Source organism: Halomonas sp. C10-5, assembly GCF_057169305.1.
The window spans coordinates 2001849-2015159 of sequence record NZ_CP175665.1; the positions used below are offsets into that span (position 1 = coordinate 2001849).

Annotated in this window: 15 protein-coding genes; 10 read left to right on the forward strand and 5 right to left on the reverse strand. The window is 66.2% G+C overall.

What is annotated here, in order from left to right:
• The first annotated feature begins 4 nt into the window (after positions 1-4).
• Positions 5-1036 carry a nucleoid-associated protein gene (locus tag ACJ7IV_RS09300; RefSeq protein WP_483864150.1) on the forward strand — a complete coding sequence of 344 codons (1032 nt, stop codon included), beginning with the start codon at positions 5-7 and terminating at the stop codon, positions 1034-1036.
• 25 nt (positions 1037-1061) lie between these two features.
• On the opposite strand, the gene trxC is transcribed toward ACJ7IV_RS09300, so the two are convergent.
• Positions 1062-1499 carry a thioredoxin TrxC gene (gene trxC / locus ACJ7IV_RS09305; RefSeq protein WP_483864151.1) on the reverse strand — a complete coding sequence of 146 codons (438 nt, stop codon included), beginning with the start codon at positions 1497-1499 and terminating at the stop codon, positions 1062-1064.
• 175 nt (positions 1500-1674) lie between these two features.
• On the opposite strand from trxC, the gene ACJ7IV_RS09310 reads away from it, so the two are divergent.
• Together ACJ7IV_RS09310 and ACJ7IV_RS09315 are read left to right on the forward strand one after the other, a co-directional pair.
• A complete protein-coding gene (locus tag ACJ7IV_RS09310) occupies positions 1675-3483 on the forward strand; it encodes an ABC transporter transmembrane domain-containing protein (protein ID WP_483864152.1) in 1809 nt (602 codons plus the stop codon).
• A 91-nt stretch (positions 3484-3574) separates the two neighbouring features.
• Positions 3575-3925, forward strand: a complete 351-nt coding sequence (locus ACJ7IV_RS09315; protein WP_483864153.1) for a carboxymuconolactone decarboxylase family protein — start codon at positions 3575-3577, stop codon at positions 3923-3925.
• 5 nt (positions 3926-3930) lie between these two features.
• Here ACJ7IV_RS09315 and ACJ7IV_RS09320 read toward each other — a convergent pair whose 3' ends face one another.
• The 3 genes from ACJ7IV_RS09320 to ACJ7IV_RS09330 are packed head-to-tail and all read right to left on the reverse strand — an operon-like array spanning position 3931 to position 7383.
• Positions 3931-6309 carry a DNA polymerase II gene (locus ACJ7IV_RS09320; RefSeq protein ID WP_483864154.1) on the reverse strand — a complete coding sequence of 793 codons (2379 nt, stop codon included), beginning with the start codon at positions 6307-6309 and terminating at the stop codon, positions 3931-3933.
• A 4-nt stretch (positions 6310-6313) separates the two neighbouring features.
• Positions 6314-6616, reverse strand: a complete 303-nt coding sequence (locus ACJ7IV_RS09325) for a DUF1294 domain-containing protein (RefSeq protein ID WP_483864155.1) — start codon at positions 6614-6616, stop codon at positions 6314-6316.
• On the reverse strand, positions 6613-7383 hold the full coding sequence (locus ACJ7IV_RS09330) for a metallophosphoesterase (RefSeq protein ID WP_483864156.1): 771 nt from the start codon (positions 7381-7383) through the stop codon (positions 6613-6615). The genes ACJ7IV_RS09325 and ACJ7IV_RS09330 overlap by 4 nt, the downstream gene beginning before the upstream one ends.
• Before the next feature lie 210 nt (positions 7384-7593).
• Between ACJ7IV_RS09330 and nhaD the strand changes: the two genes are divergently transcribed.
• The 5 genes from nhaD (at position 7594) to ACJ7IV_RS09355 (ending at position 10696) form a co-directional block, all read left to right on the forward strand.
• Complete coding sequence (gene nhaD / locus ACJ7IV_RS09335) at positions 7594-9078, forward strand: sodium:proton antiporter NhaD (protein WP_213313141.1); 1485 nt, start codon at positions 7594-7596, stop codon at positions 9076-9078.
• Positions 9079-9158: 80 nt separating this feature from the next.
• Complete coding sequence (locus ACJ7IV_RS09340) at positions 9159-10040, forward strand: NAD(P)-dependent oxidoreductase (RefSeq protein ID WP_483864157.1); 882 nt, start codon at positions 9159-9161, stop codon at positions 10038-10040.
• A 64-nt stretch (positions 10041-10104) separates the two neighbouring features.
• Positions 10105-10371, forward strand: a complete 267-nt coding sequence (locus tag ACJ7IV_RS09345; protein ID WP_483864158.1) for a BrnT family toxin — start codon at positions 10105-10107, stop codon at positions 10369-10371.
• Entirely contained in the window at positions 10358-10588 is a 231-nt protein-coding gene (gene brnA / locus ACJ7IV_RS09350; RefSeq protein WP_483864159.1) for a type II toxin-antitoxin system BrnA family antitoxin, read from the forward strand. The genes ACJ7IV_RS09345 and brnA overlap by 14 nt, the downstream gene beginning before the upstream one ends.
• Positions 10589-10597: 9 nt before the next feature.
• Complete coding sequence (locus ACJ7IV_RS09355; RefSeq protein ID WP_483864160.1) at positions 10598-10696, forward strand: SDR family oxidoreductase; 99 nt, start codon at positions 10598-10600, stop codon at positions 10694-10696.
• On the opposite strand, the gene ACJ7IV_RS09360 is transcribed toward ACJ7IV_RS09355, so the two are convergent.
• Positions 10684-11004 (reverse strand): cupin domain-containing protein, encoded by a 321-nt coding sequence (locus tag ACJ7IV_RS09360; protein WP_483864161.1) that lies wholly within the window; start codon positions 11002-11004, stop codon positions 10684-10686. The two genes, ACJ7IV_RS09355 and ACJ7IV_RS09360, sit on opposite strands and share 13 nt — an antisense overlap.
• A gap of 156 nt (positions 11005-11160) precedes the next feature.
• On the opposite strand from ACJ7IV_RS09360, the gene ACJ7IV_RS09365 reads away from it, so the two are divergent.
• Together ACJ7IV_RS09365 and ACJ7IV_RS09370 are read left to right on the forward strand one after the other, a co-directional pair.
• Positions 11161-12015 (forward strand): AAA family ATPase, encoded by an 855-nt coding sequence (locus tag ACJ7IV_RS09365; RefSeq protein ID WP_213313138.1) that lies wholly within the window; start codon positions 11161-11163, stop codon positions 12013-12015.
• Between the two features lie 3 nt (positions 12016-12018).
• Positions 12019-13197 (forward strand): vWA domain-containing protein, encoded by a 1179-nt coding sequence (locus ACJ7IV_RS09370; protein ID WP_483864162.1) that lies wholly within the window; start codon positions 12019-12021, stop codon positions 13195-13197.
• Positions 13198-13311 lie beyond the last annotated feature (114 nt).

Here is a 13311-nt window from a genome sequence, read left to right on the forward strand (position 1 = left end):
CCACATGCCGATTCTCAACGCCATCGTTCATCGCATCGAGAAAGCCGGCGACGCCCCGGCCCGCCTGCTGGCAGCAAGCGAGCCTCTGTCCTCCTCGGATACCCTGGAGGCCATGCTCGAGGGCCTGACGCGGGCCTACCACGCCAAGAGCAAGGCCTGGGGCCACTTCAGCGATACGCCAACGGGGGCCGGCAACGCGGAGGGTGAGGAAGCCGACGCGCCCGCCTCTGTGCTGGCCACGGAGATCACCGACTACCTCGCGGATAAGCGCGACTTCGTTACCCTGACGCGCGGCATCGCCGAGCGTCTGGCCAGGCTGCTGGACGCGCACCTTTCGGTGTCCGGCGATCTGATGGTGCTGGATACCCGCTTCGGCGATGCGCGCTTCCTGACCCTGGCCCTGCTGCACCATCGCGAGGGGTTCGCCATCGACGATGCCCTGCAGCCGGTGCCGGCACGCCAGCTCAACCTGACGCAGATGAGCCTGGCCGCTCGGTTGGATATCAGCCAGTGGCAGAGCGGCGATTCCCGGCAGTACCTCTCCTGGACCCGCGAGCGCGGCGGCAAGGCGCTGGCCGAGGGGTTCGCGGCGCTGCTCGGCGGGGTTGAAGGCGTCGATGCCCCGGGAGAGACCCGCACCCTGCTCAAGGCCTTCAGCGACTATGTGGAGAAGGAGGATCTGGCCGAAGAGGCCAGCCGCGAGAAGACCGAGACGCTGGTCGACTATGCCAGCGAGCAGGCCAGTCGCGGAGAGCCGGTGACCCTGGAGGAGCTCTCGGGCCTGCTCGACGAGCAGCAGCCCAAGGCCTTCTACGACCACATTCGTAACGCCGACTACGGGCTGTCGCCGGAGATCCCGCCGGACAGGAAGACCCTCAACCAGTTCAAGCGCTTCACCGGCCGCGCGGGCGGGGTCTCGATCAGCTTCGACTCCCACCTGCTGGGCTCCAGCGTGGAGTATGACGAGCACAGCGACCGGCTGATCATCAAGCAGGTGCCCAAGCAGTTGAAGGAGCAGCTCAAGCGCCAGGGATAGCCGTGCACCTCCCTGGCAGCAGGACTCACACGAGGTGGGGCTGTAACCACTGACGCAGCTGTGACCCCTGCATGGCGCCGGCCTGGCGTGCCACCTCGCGCCCGCCCTTGAACACGATCAGGGTGGGAATGCTGCGAATGCCGAAGCGCCCGGCCAATGCCTGTTCCGCCTCGGTGTCGAGCTTGGCGAAGCGCATGCGCGGCTCCAGCTCGCGGGCCGCCTCGGCGAAGATCGGTGCCATCATCTTGCAGGGACCGCACCAGCCGGCCCAGAAGTCGACCACCACCGGCAGTTCGCTGCGCTCCACCAGGGCCCGGAAGTTGGCCGAGGTCAGCGCCACCGGCTCGCCGGTAAAGAGTGGCTGCTTGCACTTGCCGCAGGTGGGACCGTCGTTCAGGCGCGCCCGGCTGACGCGGTTGACGGCATGGCAGTGGGGGCATCCCAGGGTCAGGGCATCGGACATGATGGGGTCTCCAGATAGAAAATCGTCCCTCTCGAATATGGCGCCTGCCCGCCTCCCCTTCAAGCGACATGCCGTCGCGCCTTCCTGTGGCCACCCCGAGTTGCCATGCGGGCACCTTGCCCGACTGCTATGGTCGGCGCATGCTGCCCTCCTTCCCTGTCTGTCGAGACCCGCGATGCGTTCACGCCCCGACCCGCGCGTGCTGCTGCGCCTGCTGAGCCTGCTGGCCCCCTACCGATGGCGCCTGACCCTGGCCGCCCTGGCCCTGCTGCTGGCCTCCGGCAGCGTGCTGCTGCTTGGCCAGGGGCTGCGCCTGGTGATCGACCGTGGCTTCATGGCCGCCGACAGCGCCGCCCTGGGGCGCACCCTGGGGGTGATGCTCGCTGTGGTGGCGGTACTGGCGATGGCCTCGGCGCTGCGCTACTACCTGGTGACCTGGATCGGCGAGCGGCTGGCCGCGGACCTGCGCCGCCGGGTCTTCGACCACCTGTTGACCCTGGAGCCGGGCTTCTTCGAGAGTGCCCAGGCGCCGGGCCAGGCCGCCGGGGAGATCACCTCGCGGCTTACCGCCGATACCAGCGTACTGCAGAGCCTGTTCGGCTCCTCGGTCTCGTTGGCCCTGCGCAACCTGCTGATGCTGATCGGCGCCGTGGGGCTGATGCTGGTGACCCAGCCCTGGCTCTCGGCCATCGTGCTGCTGGGTATCCCCGCCACCGTGCTGCCGATCCTGTGGTTCGGGCGACGGGTGCGGCGGCTCTCCCGTATCAGCCAGGATCGGGTGGCGGAACTCGGCCGCTATGCCGGCGAGGCCCTGTCTGGTATCCGCACCGTCCAGGCCTTCACCCACGAGACGCTCGATCGACGCGACTATGCCGGGCGCGTCGAGGAGGCCTTCGCCAGCGCCGTGACGCGCACCCGCCAGCGCGCCATGCTGACGGGGCTTGCCATGCTGGCGGTGTTTGCGGCGGTGGGCATCATGCTGTGGCAGGGTGGCCAGGCGGTGCTGGCCGGCACCATGAGCGCCGGCGAACTCTCGGCCTTCGTCTTCTATGCGGTGCTGGCGGCCGGTGCCGTGGCGACCCTGGCCGAGGTGGCCGGGGATGTCCAGCGGGCGGCGGGGGCCGCGGAACGCCTGCTGGAGTTGCTGGATACCCGCCCCGCCATCGCGCCACCGGCCAGCCCCGTGCCGCTGCCCCGACCGCTCGCCGGCGAGATCCGCCTGGAGGGGGTGGGCTTTACCTATCCGGGGCGCGATACCCCGGCACTGGCAGCCTTCGATCTGACCATCCAGCCGGGCGAGCGGGTGGCGCTGGTGGGCCCCTCCGGCGCGGGCAAGAGCACCCTGCTCACGCTACTGCTGCGTTTTCACGATCCCGACACCGGCACCCTGCGACTGGACGGCATCGACCTGCGCGACCTGGACCCGGGCGAGCTGCGCTCGGCGCTGGGCCTGGTGGCCCAGGAGCCCGTGCTCTTCACCGGCAGCGTGGCCGACAATTTGCGCTATGGAGACCCCGACGCGGACCTCGAGACGCTGCGCTCAGCGGCCCGGGACGCCAACGCCCTGGCCTTTATCGACGCACTGCCGGAGGGATTCGATACCCCGCTGGGCCCCGGCGGCGTGCAGCTCTCCGGTGGCCAGCGTCAGCGCCTGGCAATTGCCCGGGCGCTGCTCAAGGACCCCCGGGTGCTGCTGCTGGATGAGGCGACCAGCGCCCTGGATGCCGAGAGCGAACGCCTGGTGCAGCAGGCGCTGGACCGGTTGATGGTGGGGCGCACCAGTCTGGTGATCGCCCACCGCCTGGCCACGGTAGTCGCCGCCGACCGGTTGCTGGTGATGGACGAGGGACGCCTGGTCGCCGCCGGTCGCCACGCCGAGCTGATGGAGACAAGCCCACTCTATCGCCATCTGGCCGAGCTGCAGTTCGGCAAGCGTTCACCGGTGGCTCATGAGTGCGACATTCCGCCCGACACTGGACGGTGAGGGAGTTGACCCAGATCACGGTGGCGGATCGGTCCGAGCCCTAGCATATCGCGCTACCGAATACCCTGATAACCACGTTGAGGTTTGCGCGATGCACAAGGATTGGAAGAAGACTACCCAGGACCTCTCTGCCCTCATGCAGGCGGTACGCAAGGGCGTTCCCGAGGTCGCCAAGGGCTTTACGCAGATGGCCAAGGGGGCCAACGTCGATGGCGCCCTGTCCCATAAGCACAAAGAGCTAATGGCCCTGGCCATCGGCATCAGCACCCGCTGCGAGGGCTGCATCGCCTTCCACGCCAAGGCGGCCGCGGATCTCGGTGCCAGCCGCGACGAGATCATGGAGACCATCGGCGTGGGTATCTACATGGGTGGCGGCCCGGCCTTCACCACCGGCGCCCAGGCGCTGGAAGCCTACGACACCTTCGCCGCCGAGCGCGGCTGAGCGGGCTAGCCGAACAGCCCCAGCTGGCGATCGACCAGAGCGGCGAAGGCGTCGCCCACGAAGGGCAGGATGGCATCCGCCACAGGTTGCAGCTGGCGGCTCATGTAGTGGTCGATATCGATGGGCGAATGCCACGCCTCCAGAGGCTGCGGACCGGCCACGGTGATCACGTAGCGAATCCAGCCACCACGCTGATAGCGGCGCGGCCGGCCCAGCCGATCATTCTCGGCATCGGCCAGGCGGGCCGCCCGAACATGGGGCGGCACGTTGCGTCGGTACTCCTCCAGGCGACGCCGCAGACGCTTGCGGTAGACCAGCCGCTCATCCAGCGACGCCCCTCTGGCGCCTTCGATAAAGGCAGCCACGTAGCCACGCACGTAGTCCCGGTACGGTTCATCCTGGAAGATGCGCCGGTATAGCTCGCGCTGAAACTGTTGCGCCAGTGGCGTCCAGTCGCTGCGTACCGTCTCCATGCCCTTGAAGACGATCCGCTCCTCCCCTGCTGGATCGCACACCAGTCCGGCATAGCGCTTCTTGCTGCCCGCTTCGGTACCGCGGATGGTAGGCATCAGGAAGCGTCGATAGTGGGTCTCGAACTGCAGCTCCAGGGCACTGGCCAGGCCATATTCGACCTCCAGATGGTCGCGCCACCAGGCATTGACGTGGTCCACGAGTGCCTTTCCGATTGCTGCGGCGTCGGCCTCCTCGCGGGCCCGCCCGAGCCAGACGAAGGTAGAGTCGGTGTCGCCATAGATAACGGTATATCCCTTATCCTCGATCAGTTCACGCGTCCGTCGCATGATCTCGTGCCCGCGCAAGGTGATCGACGAGGCGAGACGTGCATCGAAGAAGCGACAGCCCCGGGAACCCAGTACGCCGTAGAAGCTGTTCATGATGATCTTCAGCGCCTGTGAGAGCGGCGCGTTGCCCTCCGCCTTGGCCACCTCGCGACCCGCCCAGACCCGCTCGACGATGGCCGGCAGTGCATGGCGGGTGCGCGAGAAGCGGGCCTCACGAAAACCCGGCACCGAGGCTGCGTCAGAGGGCTCGGCCAACCCCGCCACCAGCCCCGCCGGGTCGATCAGGAAGCTGCGGATGATGGAGGGATAGAGACTCTTGAAATCCAGCACCAGCACCGAATCGTAAAGCCCCGGACGGGAGTCCATCACAAAGCCACCGGGGCTCTCGGCCGCCTCTCCCTCACCGAGGTTGGGTGCCACCCATCCCAGCCGGTGCAGCCGTGGCAGGTAGAGGTGGGTAAAGGCCGCCACCGAGCCGCCGCTGCGGTCGGCGGGCAGGCCGGTCACCGTGGCCCGCTCCAGCAGGAAGGTCAGCAGCTCGGTCCTGGCGAAGATGCGAGTGACAAGCTCACAATCCTTGAGGTTGTAGCGGGCAAGCGCCGGCTTGTCCTCGGCGAACATGCGCAGGATATCGTCGAGGCGCCGGTAGGGATCTTCGATCGCCTTGCCCTCGCCGAGCAGTGTCTGGGCCACGTTCTCCAGGCTGAAGGAGGGGAAGCTCCAGGTGGCCGAGCGCAGCGCCTCGATGCCATCGATGATCAGCCGCCCCTCGGCAGCGGCAAAGAGATGGCTGGGCTGGTGGCCATGGGCGCGCAGCTCGAGTTGTGCCCCGCCGCGCCCGAGCCTCAGCGGCACTCCCAACTGACGGGCATGCTCGTTCAGCAGACGCAGGTCGAACTGCACCAGGTTCCAGCCGATGATGGCATCGGGATCGAACTCGGCGAACCAGGCGTTCAGCCGTTCGAGAAGCTCGCCTCGGGTGGCGCAGTAGTCCAGACAAAAATCCCCCTCGCCTGACTCGCCGTTGGCCGGCCCCAGCATGTAGACCTGGCGCTGCCCGCAGCCTTCAAGGGCAATGGAGTAGAGCTCGCCCCGGGCGCTAGTCTCGATATCCAGCGAGACCGTGCGCAGGCGCGGGCGGTAGTCGGGGGCCGGGCGCAGGCGCGCCTCGACAAGGCCACCCTCCCCGTCCAGAGACCCCTGCACCTCAACGGGCGCGGTGATGAACCGCTCCATCAGATAGCGCTCCGGAGGACGGATGTCGGCCTCGTAGAGCGTGACGCCAACCTCCTGCAGGCGACGCTCCGCCGCCTGCAGCTGACGATAGTGCCGCGCATATAGCCCAAGGACCGGTCGGTGCCGAAAGTCTTTCAGCTCGAGGCCACGCAGCTCGAGACCCGCTTCGCTAGCGACCACCGCTTCGGCCTCGGCACGCTGCTCAGCCGGCAGGAAGGCCACCGCGTGCTGCACCGGTAGGGTGACGCACAGTGGCCCCTCATCGGTGGCCAGCCACAGCCACACCCGGATGCCCTCGGCGGCATCCTGCCAGTGGCTCGTCAGGATGAATCCTTGTCGACTCGGCAAAGGGCTACCCCAGGGCGACCAGTCGCCGCAGTCCTGCCGCGGAATCCGCCATGGCCAGCCAGGTCACGGCGCCGAGATTCAAGGCGACGCACCCCCAGAGGATCGTCCCGAACGGCTGCTTGCGCGTCTTGTGGCGAAACCAGCGCCGCGCCAACAGAGCGCCGGGCCAGCCTCCCACCAGGGCGACAAGATGCAGGGTCGACTCGCGGATGCGTCGCCGATCTCGGCGCGCCGCGGCCTTGTCGATGCCATACAGGCCCAGGGCCACCAGGCTCGCCAGCAGGTAGAGACCAATCATCAACATCATGGCACGTTCACTTCGACGGTCAGGTCGGGCGAGAACAGGGGCAAGTCGAACTCATCAGGATAACCGCCAGGGTTGGCGATGATACGCGTACCACCTGATTCGAAGTCCACCGGCTCGTGCACATGGCCATGGATCCACAGATCCATCCGGCCCATCAGCTGCGGCAGATGCGAGGCGAAGGCCGGAGAAGCCGCATCACCGCGGTAACGGGGCGGAATGCACTCGGCCAGGGGCGCATGGTGACTAATCACTACCCGCGGACCATCGAACGCCTGTGCCAGTTCCCCTTCCAGCCAGGACAGCGCCTCGGCATGCAGGCGTCGGCTCTCCGCCGGGGAGAACACCACCCCGTCGGGCTGCTCGATGATGTGGAAATCCGGCATGAAGGCCAGCACCCTCTCCTCGGTGAGTGCCGGATCGTGATCCGGCTTCCCCGCATAGAGATCGAAATCGGTCCATAGCGTGGTGCCATGAAAGCGCACGCCACCCAGGGTCAGGGTGCGGTTGTCGAGCAGATGGATACCGAGACGGTCTGCCTCGACCTCCAGCTCCCTGCGCAGTTGCGGCATGCTGCTCCGATAGAACTCGTGGTTGCCGGGGACATAGAGTATCGGTGTGCCGGCGAAACGCTTCGCCGCCCACTCGAGACCACGGGTCTTGCGCGAGATATCGCCGGCGAGGATCACCACATCGCACGCCTTGTCCGGCAACTCTCGCTTCTTGTCGAAACATTCGAGATGCAGGTCGGAAAGTATCCTTAAGCGCATGATCGGTTCCCTTTGCAACGACCGTTCGTGCCAGTGTGATACACGCTTGGAGCAAACTCCACTGCTCAGCCGGGGGCATCCGGCAGGCCCGATCGCGCTCATGCCGAATTGGCATGGCCTGGAAAGTGCGCGCCGATACCGCAGCGCAGCATCACGTGCTATAAGGAAGGAGCTTTCCCACCCTTCCCTTCCTTCCCAGGACACACTGCCATGCCTACCGGCTGTCACCCTTCAGCCTGGCCGCGGAACCTCCGCCGGCCGGGTCAACTGCTGTCCGTCGTTCCCGTTCTGCTGCTTGCCAGCGCTCCCGCCCATGCCGCCACCGGCCCCCTGGACCTGACCGGGTCGCTTGCCGGGTTCGTGGCGGTGGCGCTGTTCATCCTCGCCTATGCACTCGTCATGGGCGAGGAGAAACTGCATATGCGCAAGTCCAAGCCGGTGCTGATCGCTGCCGGCCTGATCTGGGGCCTGATCGGCTGGGTCTATGTGCAGGCCGGCATGCCCACCGAGGCCGAACATGCCTTCCGCGAGACGCTGCTCGAGTTCACCGAGCTGATGCTGTTCCTGCTGGTGGCGATGACCTATATCAACGCCATGGAGGAGCGCCGGGTGTTCGATGCCCTGCGCGCCTGGATGGTGCGCAAGGGCTTCAGCTATCGCCAGCTGTTCTGGATCACCGGCGGCCTGGCCTTCGTGATCTCCCCCATCGCCGATAACCTGACCACCGCCATGCTGATGTGCGCAGTGGTGATCAAGGTGGCCGAGGGCGACAAACGCTTCATCAACATGGCGTGCATCAATATCGTGGTAGCGGCCAACGCCGGCGGCGCCTTCAGCCCCTTCGGCGATATCACCACCCTGATGGTGTGGCAGGCCGGCATGGTCAAGTTCTACGAGTTCTTCGCCCTGCTTGGCCCATCGCTGGTCAACTTCCTGGTACCCGCCATCGCCATGAGCCTGTTCATCGGCAATCGTACCCCGGAGGGTGTGCAGGAGGAGGTAGAACTCAAGCGTGGCGCACGCCGCATCGTGCTGCTCTTCCTGCTCACCGTGGCTACTGCCGTGGCCTGCCACAGCCTGCTGCACCTGCCTCCGGTACTGGGCATGATGACGGGCCTGGGCTACCTGCAGTTCTTCGGCTTCTTCCTGCGCCGTACCCTGCCCCGCTCACTGGAACGCAAGCGCGCCCGCTACACGCGCCTGGGCGACGACAAGCGCCTGGCCCAGCTGGGTAGCGTGGTGCCCTTCGATGTCTTCAACCGTGTTGCGCGCGCCGAGTGGGACACCCTGCTGTTCTTCTACGGCGTGGTTATGTGCGTGGGGGGCCTGGGGTTCATGGGCTATCTCGGCCTGCTATCCGAGGCGCTCTACACCGGCTGGGACGCCACCTGGGCCAACATCGCCCTGGGCCTGATCTCGGCGGTGGTGGACAACATCCCGGTGATGTTCGCGGTGCTGACCATGCAGCCGGAGATGTCCCACGGCCACTGGCTGCTGATCACCCTGACCGCCGGCGTCGGTGGCAGCCTGCTCTCCATCGGCTCCGCCGCCGGGGTGGCACTGATGGGCCAGGCCCGCGGCTACTACACCTTCGCTGGCCACTTGCGCTGGGCGCCGGTGATCGCCCTGGGGTATGTCGCCAGCATCCTGGTGCACCTGTGGCTCAATGCCGGGAGCTTCCAGGTCTACGGGTAGCAACGGGTTGCCGTGATTTTACTCGGACCGCATGATGAAGGCCGCCTCAGGGCGGCCTTCCGTTTGCCAAGGAGAGTGATATGCCCCACCCCACGCTCGGCTTCATCGGCCTCGGCCTGATGGGCGTCCCCATGACCCGCCGCCTGCTCGATGCCGGCTTCGAGGTCACCGTCTGGAACCGCACCCCCGCCAAGGCAAAGACGTTGGGCAGCGCCGGAGCCAGGGTCGCCGACTCCATCGGCGAGCTGGTGCAGGGTGTGGACGTGGTGATGCTCTGCCTGGCCAATACCGAGGTGGTGGAAACCGTGGTGTTCGGCGAGGGCGGCGTGGCGGAGCATGGCCGCCAGGGCCAGACCCTGATCGACTTCTCGAGCAGCGACCCGGAGGCGACCCGTGACTTCGCCACCCGGCTCGAGTCGCGGTGTGGCATGAGGTGGGTCGACTGCCCCGTCTCCGGGGGCGTGGCCGGCGCCGAGGCGGGCAGCCTGGTGATGATGGCCGGCGGTGAGGCGGCGCGGATCGACGCCCTGCGCCCGCTGCTCGCCCCACTGGCCACGCGGGTGACCCATATGGGCCCGGTGGGTGCCGGCCAGGTCACCAAGGTGTGCAACCAGATGGTGGTGGGCTGCCAGGCCGCGGTGCTCGCCGAGATGGTGGCACTCGCCGAGGCCAGCGGCGTCGAAGCAGGCCGGTTGACCGAGGCGCTGGCAGGCGGCTTCGCGGACTCCACCCCCTTCCGGATCCTCACCCCGCGCATGGCGGCCAGCGACTTCGCCGACCCGCCCTGGCACCTGCGTACCCTGCTCAAGGACCTGGACATGGCGGTGGCCCAGAGTCGGCGCAGCGCCAGCGCCACGCCCATGAGCGGCCTGGCCGCCCAACTGCTGCGCGCCCACGCCACCCGCGGCCATGCCGAACACGACCCGGCGACCCTGGTGGAGGCCTACCGCCCTCGACACTGAAATATTCACTCACCTCCTTGAATGAGGACTTTTCGGAGGCATAAAAAAGGTATAATTTCTACTCATGACCAGCTTCGAGTATGACCGTCGAAAAAGCGAGGCGAATCGGGACAAGCACGGCATCGATTTTGTCGAGGCGCAGCTGCTCTGGCAGGACCCCGACCTGCTCGAGATACCGGCAAAGTCGACCGATGAGCCTCGTTACGTGGTCATCGGCAGGATTGGTGAGAAACACTGGTCCGGCATCATCACCTACCGTGGGGCTCGAATACGCCTTATCTCTGTCAGGCGGGCCCGCAGCAGAGAGGTTGAACTCTATGAAGGCGACTGAACTCGACAGGCGCTTCGATGACGGTAACGACATCACCGAAGAGCTGGATCTGGACAACGCCAAGCGCCCCCTCAGGAAACAGAAGCGCGTCAATGTCGACTTCCCTACCTGGATGATCGACTCTCTGGATCGCGAGGCAGCTCGGCTGGGGGTGACACGACAATCGATCATCAAGATCTGGCTGGCCGAGAGGCTCGAGCAGCATCAGCCGCATTGATCCACCACCATGGCGGCCTTCCTGCTCTCCGACGAGGCGGGCTTCATCACCGGCCAGAACCTGGTGGTGGACGGTGGCATGACCCGCAGGATGACCTATGCGGAATAGTGCACCGCCAGCCAGACCGTCGCCTGCTGAGGATCCGTCCACTTCACACGGTGCCGGCAGTGGGCCGGGATCGTGAGATGGTCGCCCGGCGCCAGCTCGACCTCCTCCCCCGAGGCGAATGCCAGCACCGTCCGCCACTGCAGCACCGTCACCCACTCGTGCTGCGGCTGGTCATACCAGCCCTCCTCCGGCGAGGTGTGGCCACGGGAGACGATGCGCTCGATGCGCACGTCCTTGCCGGCCGCCAGCTCATCGAACCGCTCCGCCTCCAGGGTGAGGGGGATCGAGGCGAACAGGTTGTCGGTCATGCCGCAGGCTCCTTCTGTCTTCGTACACCGGGTCGATATCCTAACCGACTCGCCGCCGGTCCGATGCCGTCAACCGCGCATTTGTCCCCGCCTCGGCCCTTCCGTACACTCGTTCGAATCCCTTTGACCCGCTGACGACAAGCCGAGGCAAGACCCATGGCGTTTGATTCCACTTCCACCTATGTGGCCACCGAGGCCCTCAAGCAGGCGGTCAACGCCGCCGTGACCCTGGAGCGTCCGCTGCTGATCAAGGGCGAGCCGGGCACCGGCAAGACCCTGCTCGCCGAGGAGCTGGCGGCATCATTAGGCACCGAGCTGCACACCTGGCATATCAAGTCCTCTACCAAGGCGGCCCAGGGGCTCTACGAATATGATGCGGTAAGCCGCCTGCGCGACTCCCAACTTGGGGTCGAGGGGGTGGAGAACGTCGCCAACTACATCAAGCCCGGCAAGCTGTGGGACGCCTTCACCGCTGACGAGCGGGTGGTGCTGCTGATCGACGAGATCGACAAGGCCGACATCGAATTCCCCAACGACCTGCTCCAGGAGCTGGATCGCATGGAGTTCCATGTCTACGAGACCGGCGAGACCATTCGCGCCAAACACCGCCCGATCATCGTCATCACCTCCAACAACGAGAAGGAGTTGCCCGACGCTTTCCTGCGCCGCTGCTTCTTCCACTACATCGAGTTCCCCGACCGCGAGACCATGCAGGCGATCGTCGACGTGCACTTCCCCGAGATCGCCCCGAAGCTGGTCGGCGAGGCGCTGGAGGTGTTCTTCGAGCTGCGCCAGGCACCGGGACTCAAGAAGAAGCCATCGACCTCGGAGCTGGTGGACTGGCTGAAACTGTTGATGGCCGACGACCTGGCCCGGGAGGCGCTCTACCAGCGCGACCCCGCCAAGGCGATCCCGCCGCTGGCCGGGGCACTGGTCAAGAACGAGCAGGACACCCAGTTACTGGAGCGGCTGGCCTTCATGATGCGCCGCCAGGGCAACCAGAGGCGCTGACCCATGTTTATCGGCCTGTTCGAGACCCTCAAGCGCGCCGGGGTGCCGGTATCGCTGCGCGAGCTGCTCGACCTCCACGCGGTGGTGGAGCGCGGCGTGGTGTTCGCCGACATGGAGGCCTTCTACCGCATCGCCCGCACCGTGATGGTCAAGGATGAGCGCCACTTCGACCGCTTCGATCGCGCCTTCGCCGCCTGGTTCGAGGGGCTGGAGAACCTCGACGCCGCCATCGAGGCGCTGATCCCTGACGACTGGCTGCGCCGGGAATTCGAGAAGCAGCTCTCCGCAGAGGAGAAGGCGCAGATCGAGTCCCTGGGCGGGCTCGAGAAACTGATCGAGACCTTCAAGCAGCGCCTCGAGGAGCAGAAGGAGCGCCACGCCGGCGGCAACAAGTGGATCGGTACCGGCGGCACCAGTCCCTTCGGCGCCTATGGCTACAACCCCGAGGGGATCCGCATCGGCCAGGATGGCTCACGCCACCGCCGCGCGGTGAAAGTATGGGACGAGCGCCGCTTCCGCGACTACGACGACTCCCTGGAGCTTGGCACCCGCAATATCAAGATGGCGCTACGCCGGCTGCGCAAGTTCGCACGCCAGGGGGCTGCGGAGGAATTCGATGTCGACGCCACCATCCGCGAGACGGCCCGGGACGCCGGCCTGCTCAACGTGCAGATGCGCCCCGAACGCCACAATGCGGTGAAGGTGCTGCTGCTCCTCGATGTGGGCGGCTCCATGGATGACCATGTCCGCACCTGCGAGGAGCTCTTCTCCGCGGCACGCGCCGAGTTCAAGCACCTGGAGGCCTACTACTTCCATAACTGCCCCTACGAGGGGCTGTGGCGCGACAACTCCCGTCGCCGACATGAACGCATCCCGACCTTGGACGTGCTGCACACCTATGGCGATGACTACCAGGTGGTGATCGTCGGTGACGCCGCCATGTCACCGTACGAGATCACCCATCCCGGCGGCAGTGTGGAGCACTTCAACGACGAGGCCGGGGCCGTGTGGCTCAAGCGCCTGGCGGACAAGTTCCCGCGCCTGGCCTGGCTCAACCCCATGCCGCCGCGCGCCTGGGACTACACCCACTCCACCCAGCTGATCCGCCAGCTGATCGATGACCGCATGTACCCCATGACCCTTGAGGGGCTGGAGAACGCCATGCGGGAGCTGGCCCGGTAGGCTATTTATACCCTATACGGGCTATTTATCATAAAAATAACCCTTGAGGGCTATTAGATTGAAAAATAGCCCATTAGGGCTATACTCCAGGCAGGCACCTCCGGAGAATAACGC

What these genes read in the sequence shown, in the direction of transcription:
- ACJ7IV_RS09300 (WP_483864150.1), top strand. Translation starts at nt 5, where the DNA reads ATGCCGATTCTCAACGCCATCGTTCATCGCATCGAGAAAGCCGGCGAC.
- trxC (WP_483864151.1), bottom strand. Translation starts at nt 1,499, where the DNA reads ATGTCCGATGCCCTGACCCTGGGATGCCCCCACTGCCATGCCGTCAAC.
- ACJ7IV_RS09310 (WP_483864152.1), top strand. Translation starts at nt 1,675, where the DNA reads ATGCGTTCACGCCCCGACCCGCGCGTGCTGCTGCGCCTGCTGAGCCTG.
- ACJ7IV_RS09315 (WP_483864153.1), top strand. Translation starts at nt 3,575, where the DNA reads ATGCACAAGGATTGGAAGAAGACTACCCAGGACCTCTCTGCCCTCATG.
- ACJ7IV_RS09325 (WP_483864155.1), bottom strand. Translation starts at nt 6,616, where the DNA reads ATGATGTTGATGATTGGTCTCTACCTGCTGGCGAGCCTGGTGGCCCTG.
- ACJ7IV_RS09330 (WP_483864156.1), bottom strand. Translation starts at nt 7,383, where the DNA reads ATGCGCTTAAGGATACTTTCCGACCTGCATCTCGAATGTTTCGACAAG.
- nhaD (WP_213313141.1), top strand. Translation starts at nt 7,594, where the DNA reads ATGCCTACCGGCTGTCACCCTTCAGCCTGGCCGCGGAACCTCCGCCGG.
- ACJ7IV_RS09340 (WP_483864157.1), top strand. Translation starts at nt 9,159, where the DNA reads ATGCCCCACCCCACGCTCGGCTTCATCGGCCTCGGCCTGATGGGCGTC.
- ACJ7IV_RS09345 (WP_483864158.1), top strand. Translation starts at nt 10,105, where the DNA reads ATGACCAGCTTCGAGTATGACCGTCGAAAAAGCGAGGCGAATCGGGAC.
- brnA (WP_483864159.1), top strand. Translation starts at nt 10,358, where the DNA reads ATGAAGGCGACTGAACTCGACAGGCGCTTCGATGACGGTAACGACATC.
- ACJ7IV_RS09355 (WP_483864160.1), top strand. Translation starts at nt 10,598, where the DNA reads ATGGCGGCCTTCCTGCTCTCCGACGAGGCGGGCTTCATCACCGGCCAG.
- ACJ7IV_RS09360 (WP_483864161.1), bottom strand. Translation starts at nt 11,004, where the DNA reads ATGACCGACAACCTGTTCGCCTCGATCCCCCTCACCCTGGAGGCGGAG.
- ACJ7IV_RS09365 (WP_213313138.1), top strand. Translation starts at nt 11,161, where the DNA reads ATGGCGTTTGATTCCACTTCCACCTATGTGGCCACCGAGGCCCTCAAG.
- ACJ7IV_RS09370 (WP_483864162.1), top strand. Translation starts at nt 12,019, where the DNA reads ATGTTTATCGGCCTGTTCGAGACCCTCAAGCGCGCCGGGGTGCCGGTA.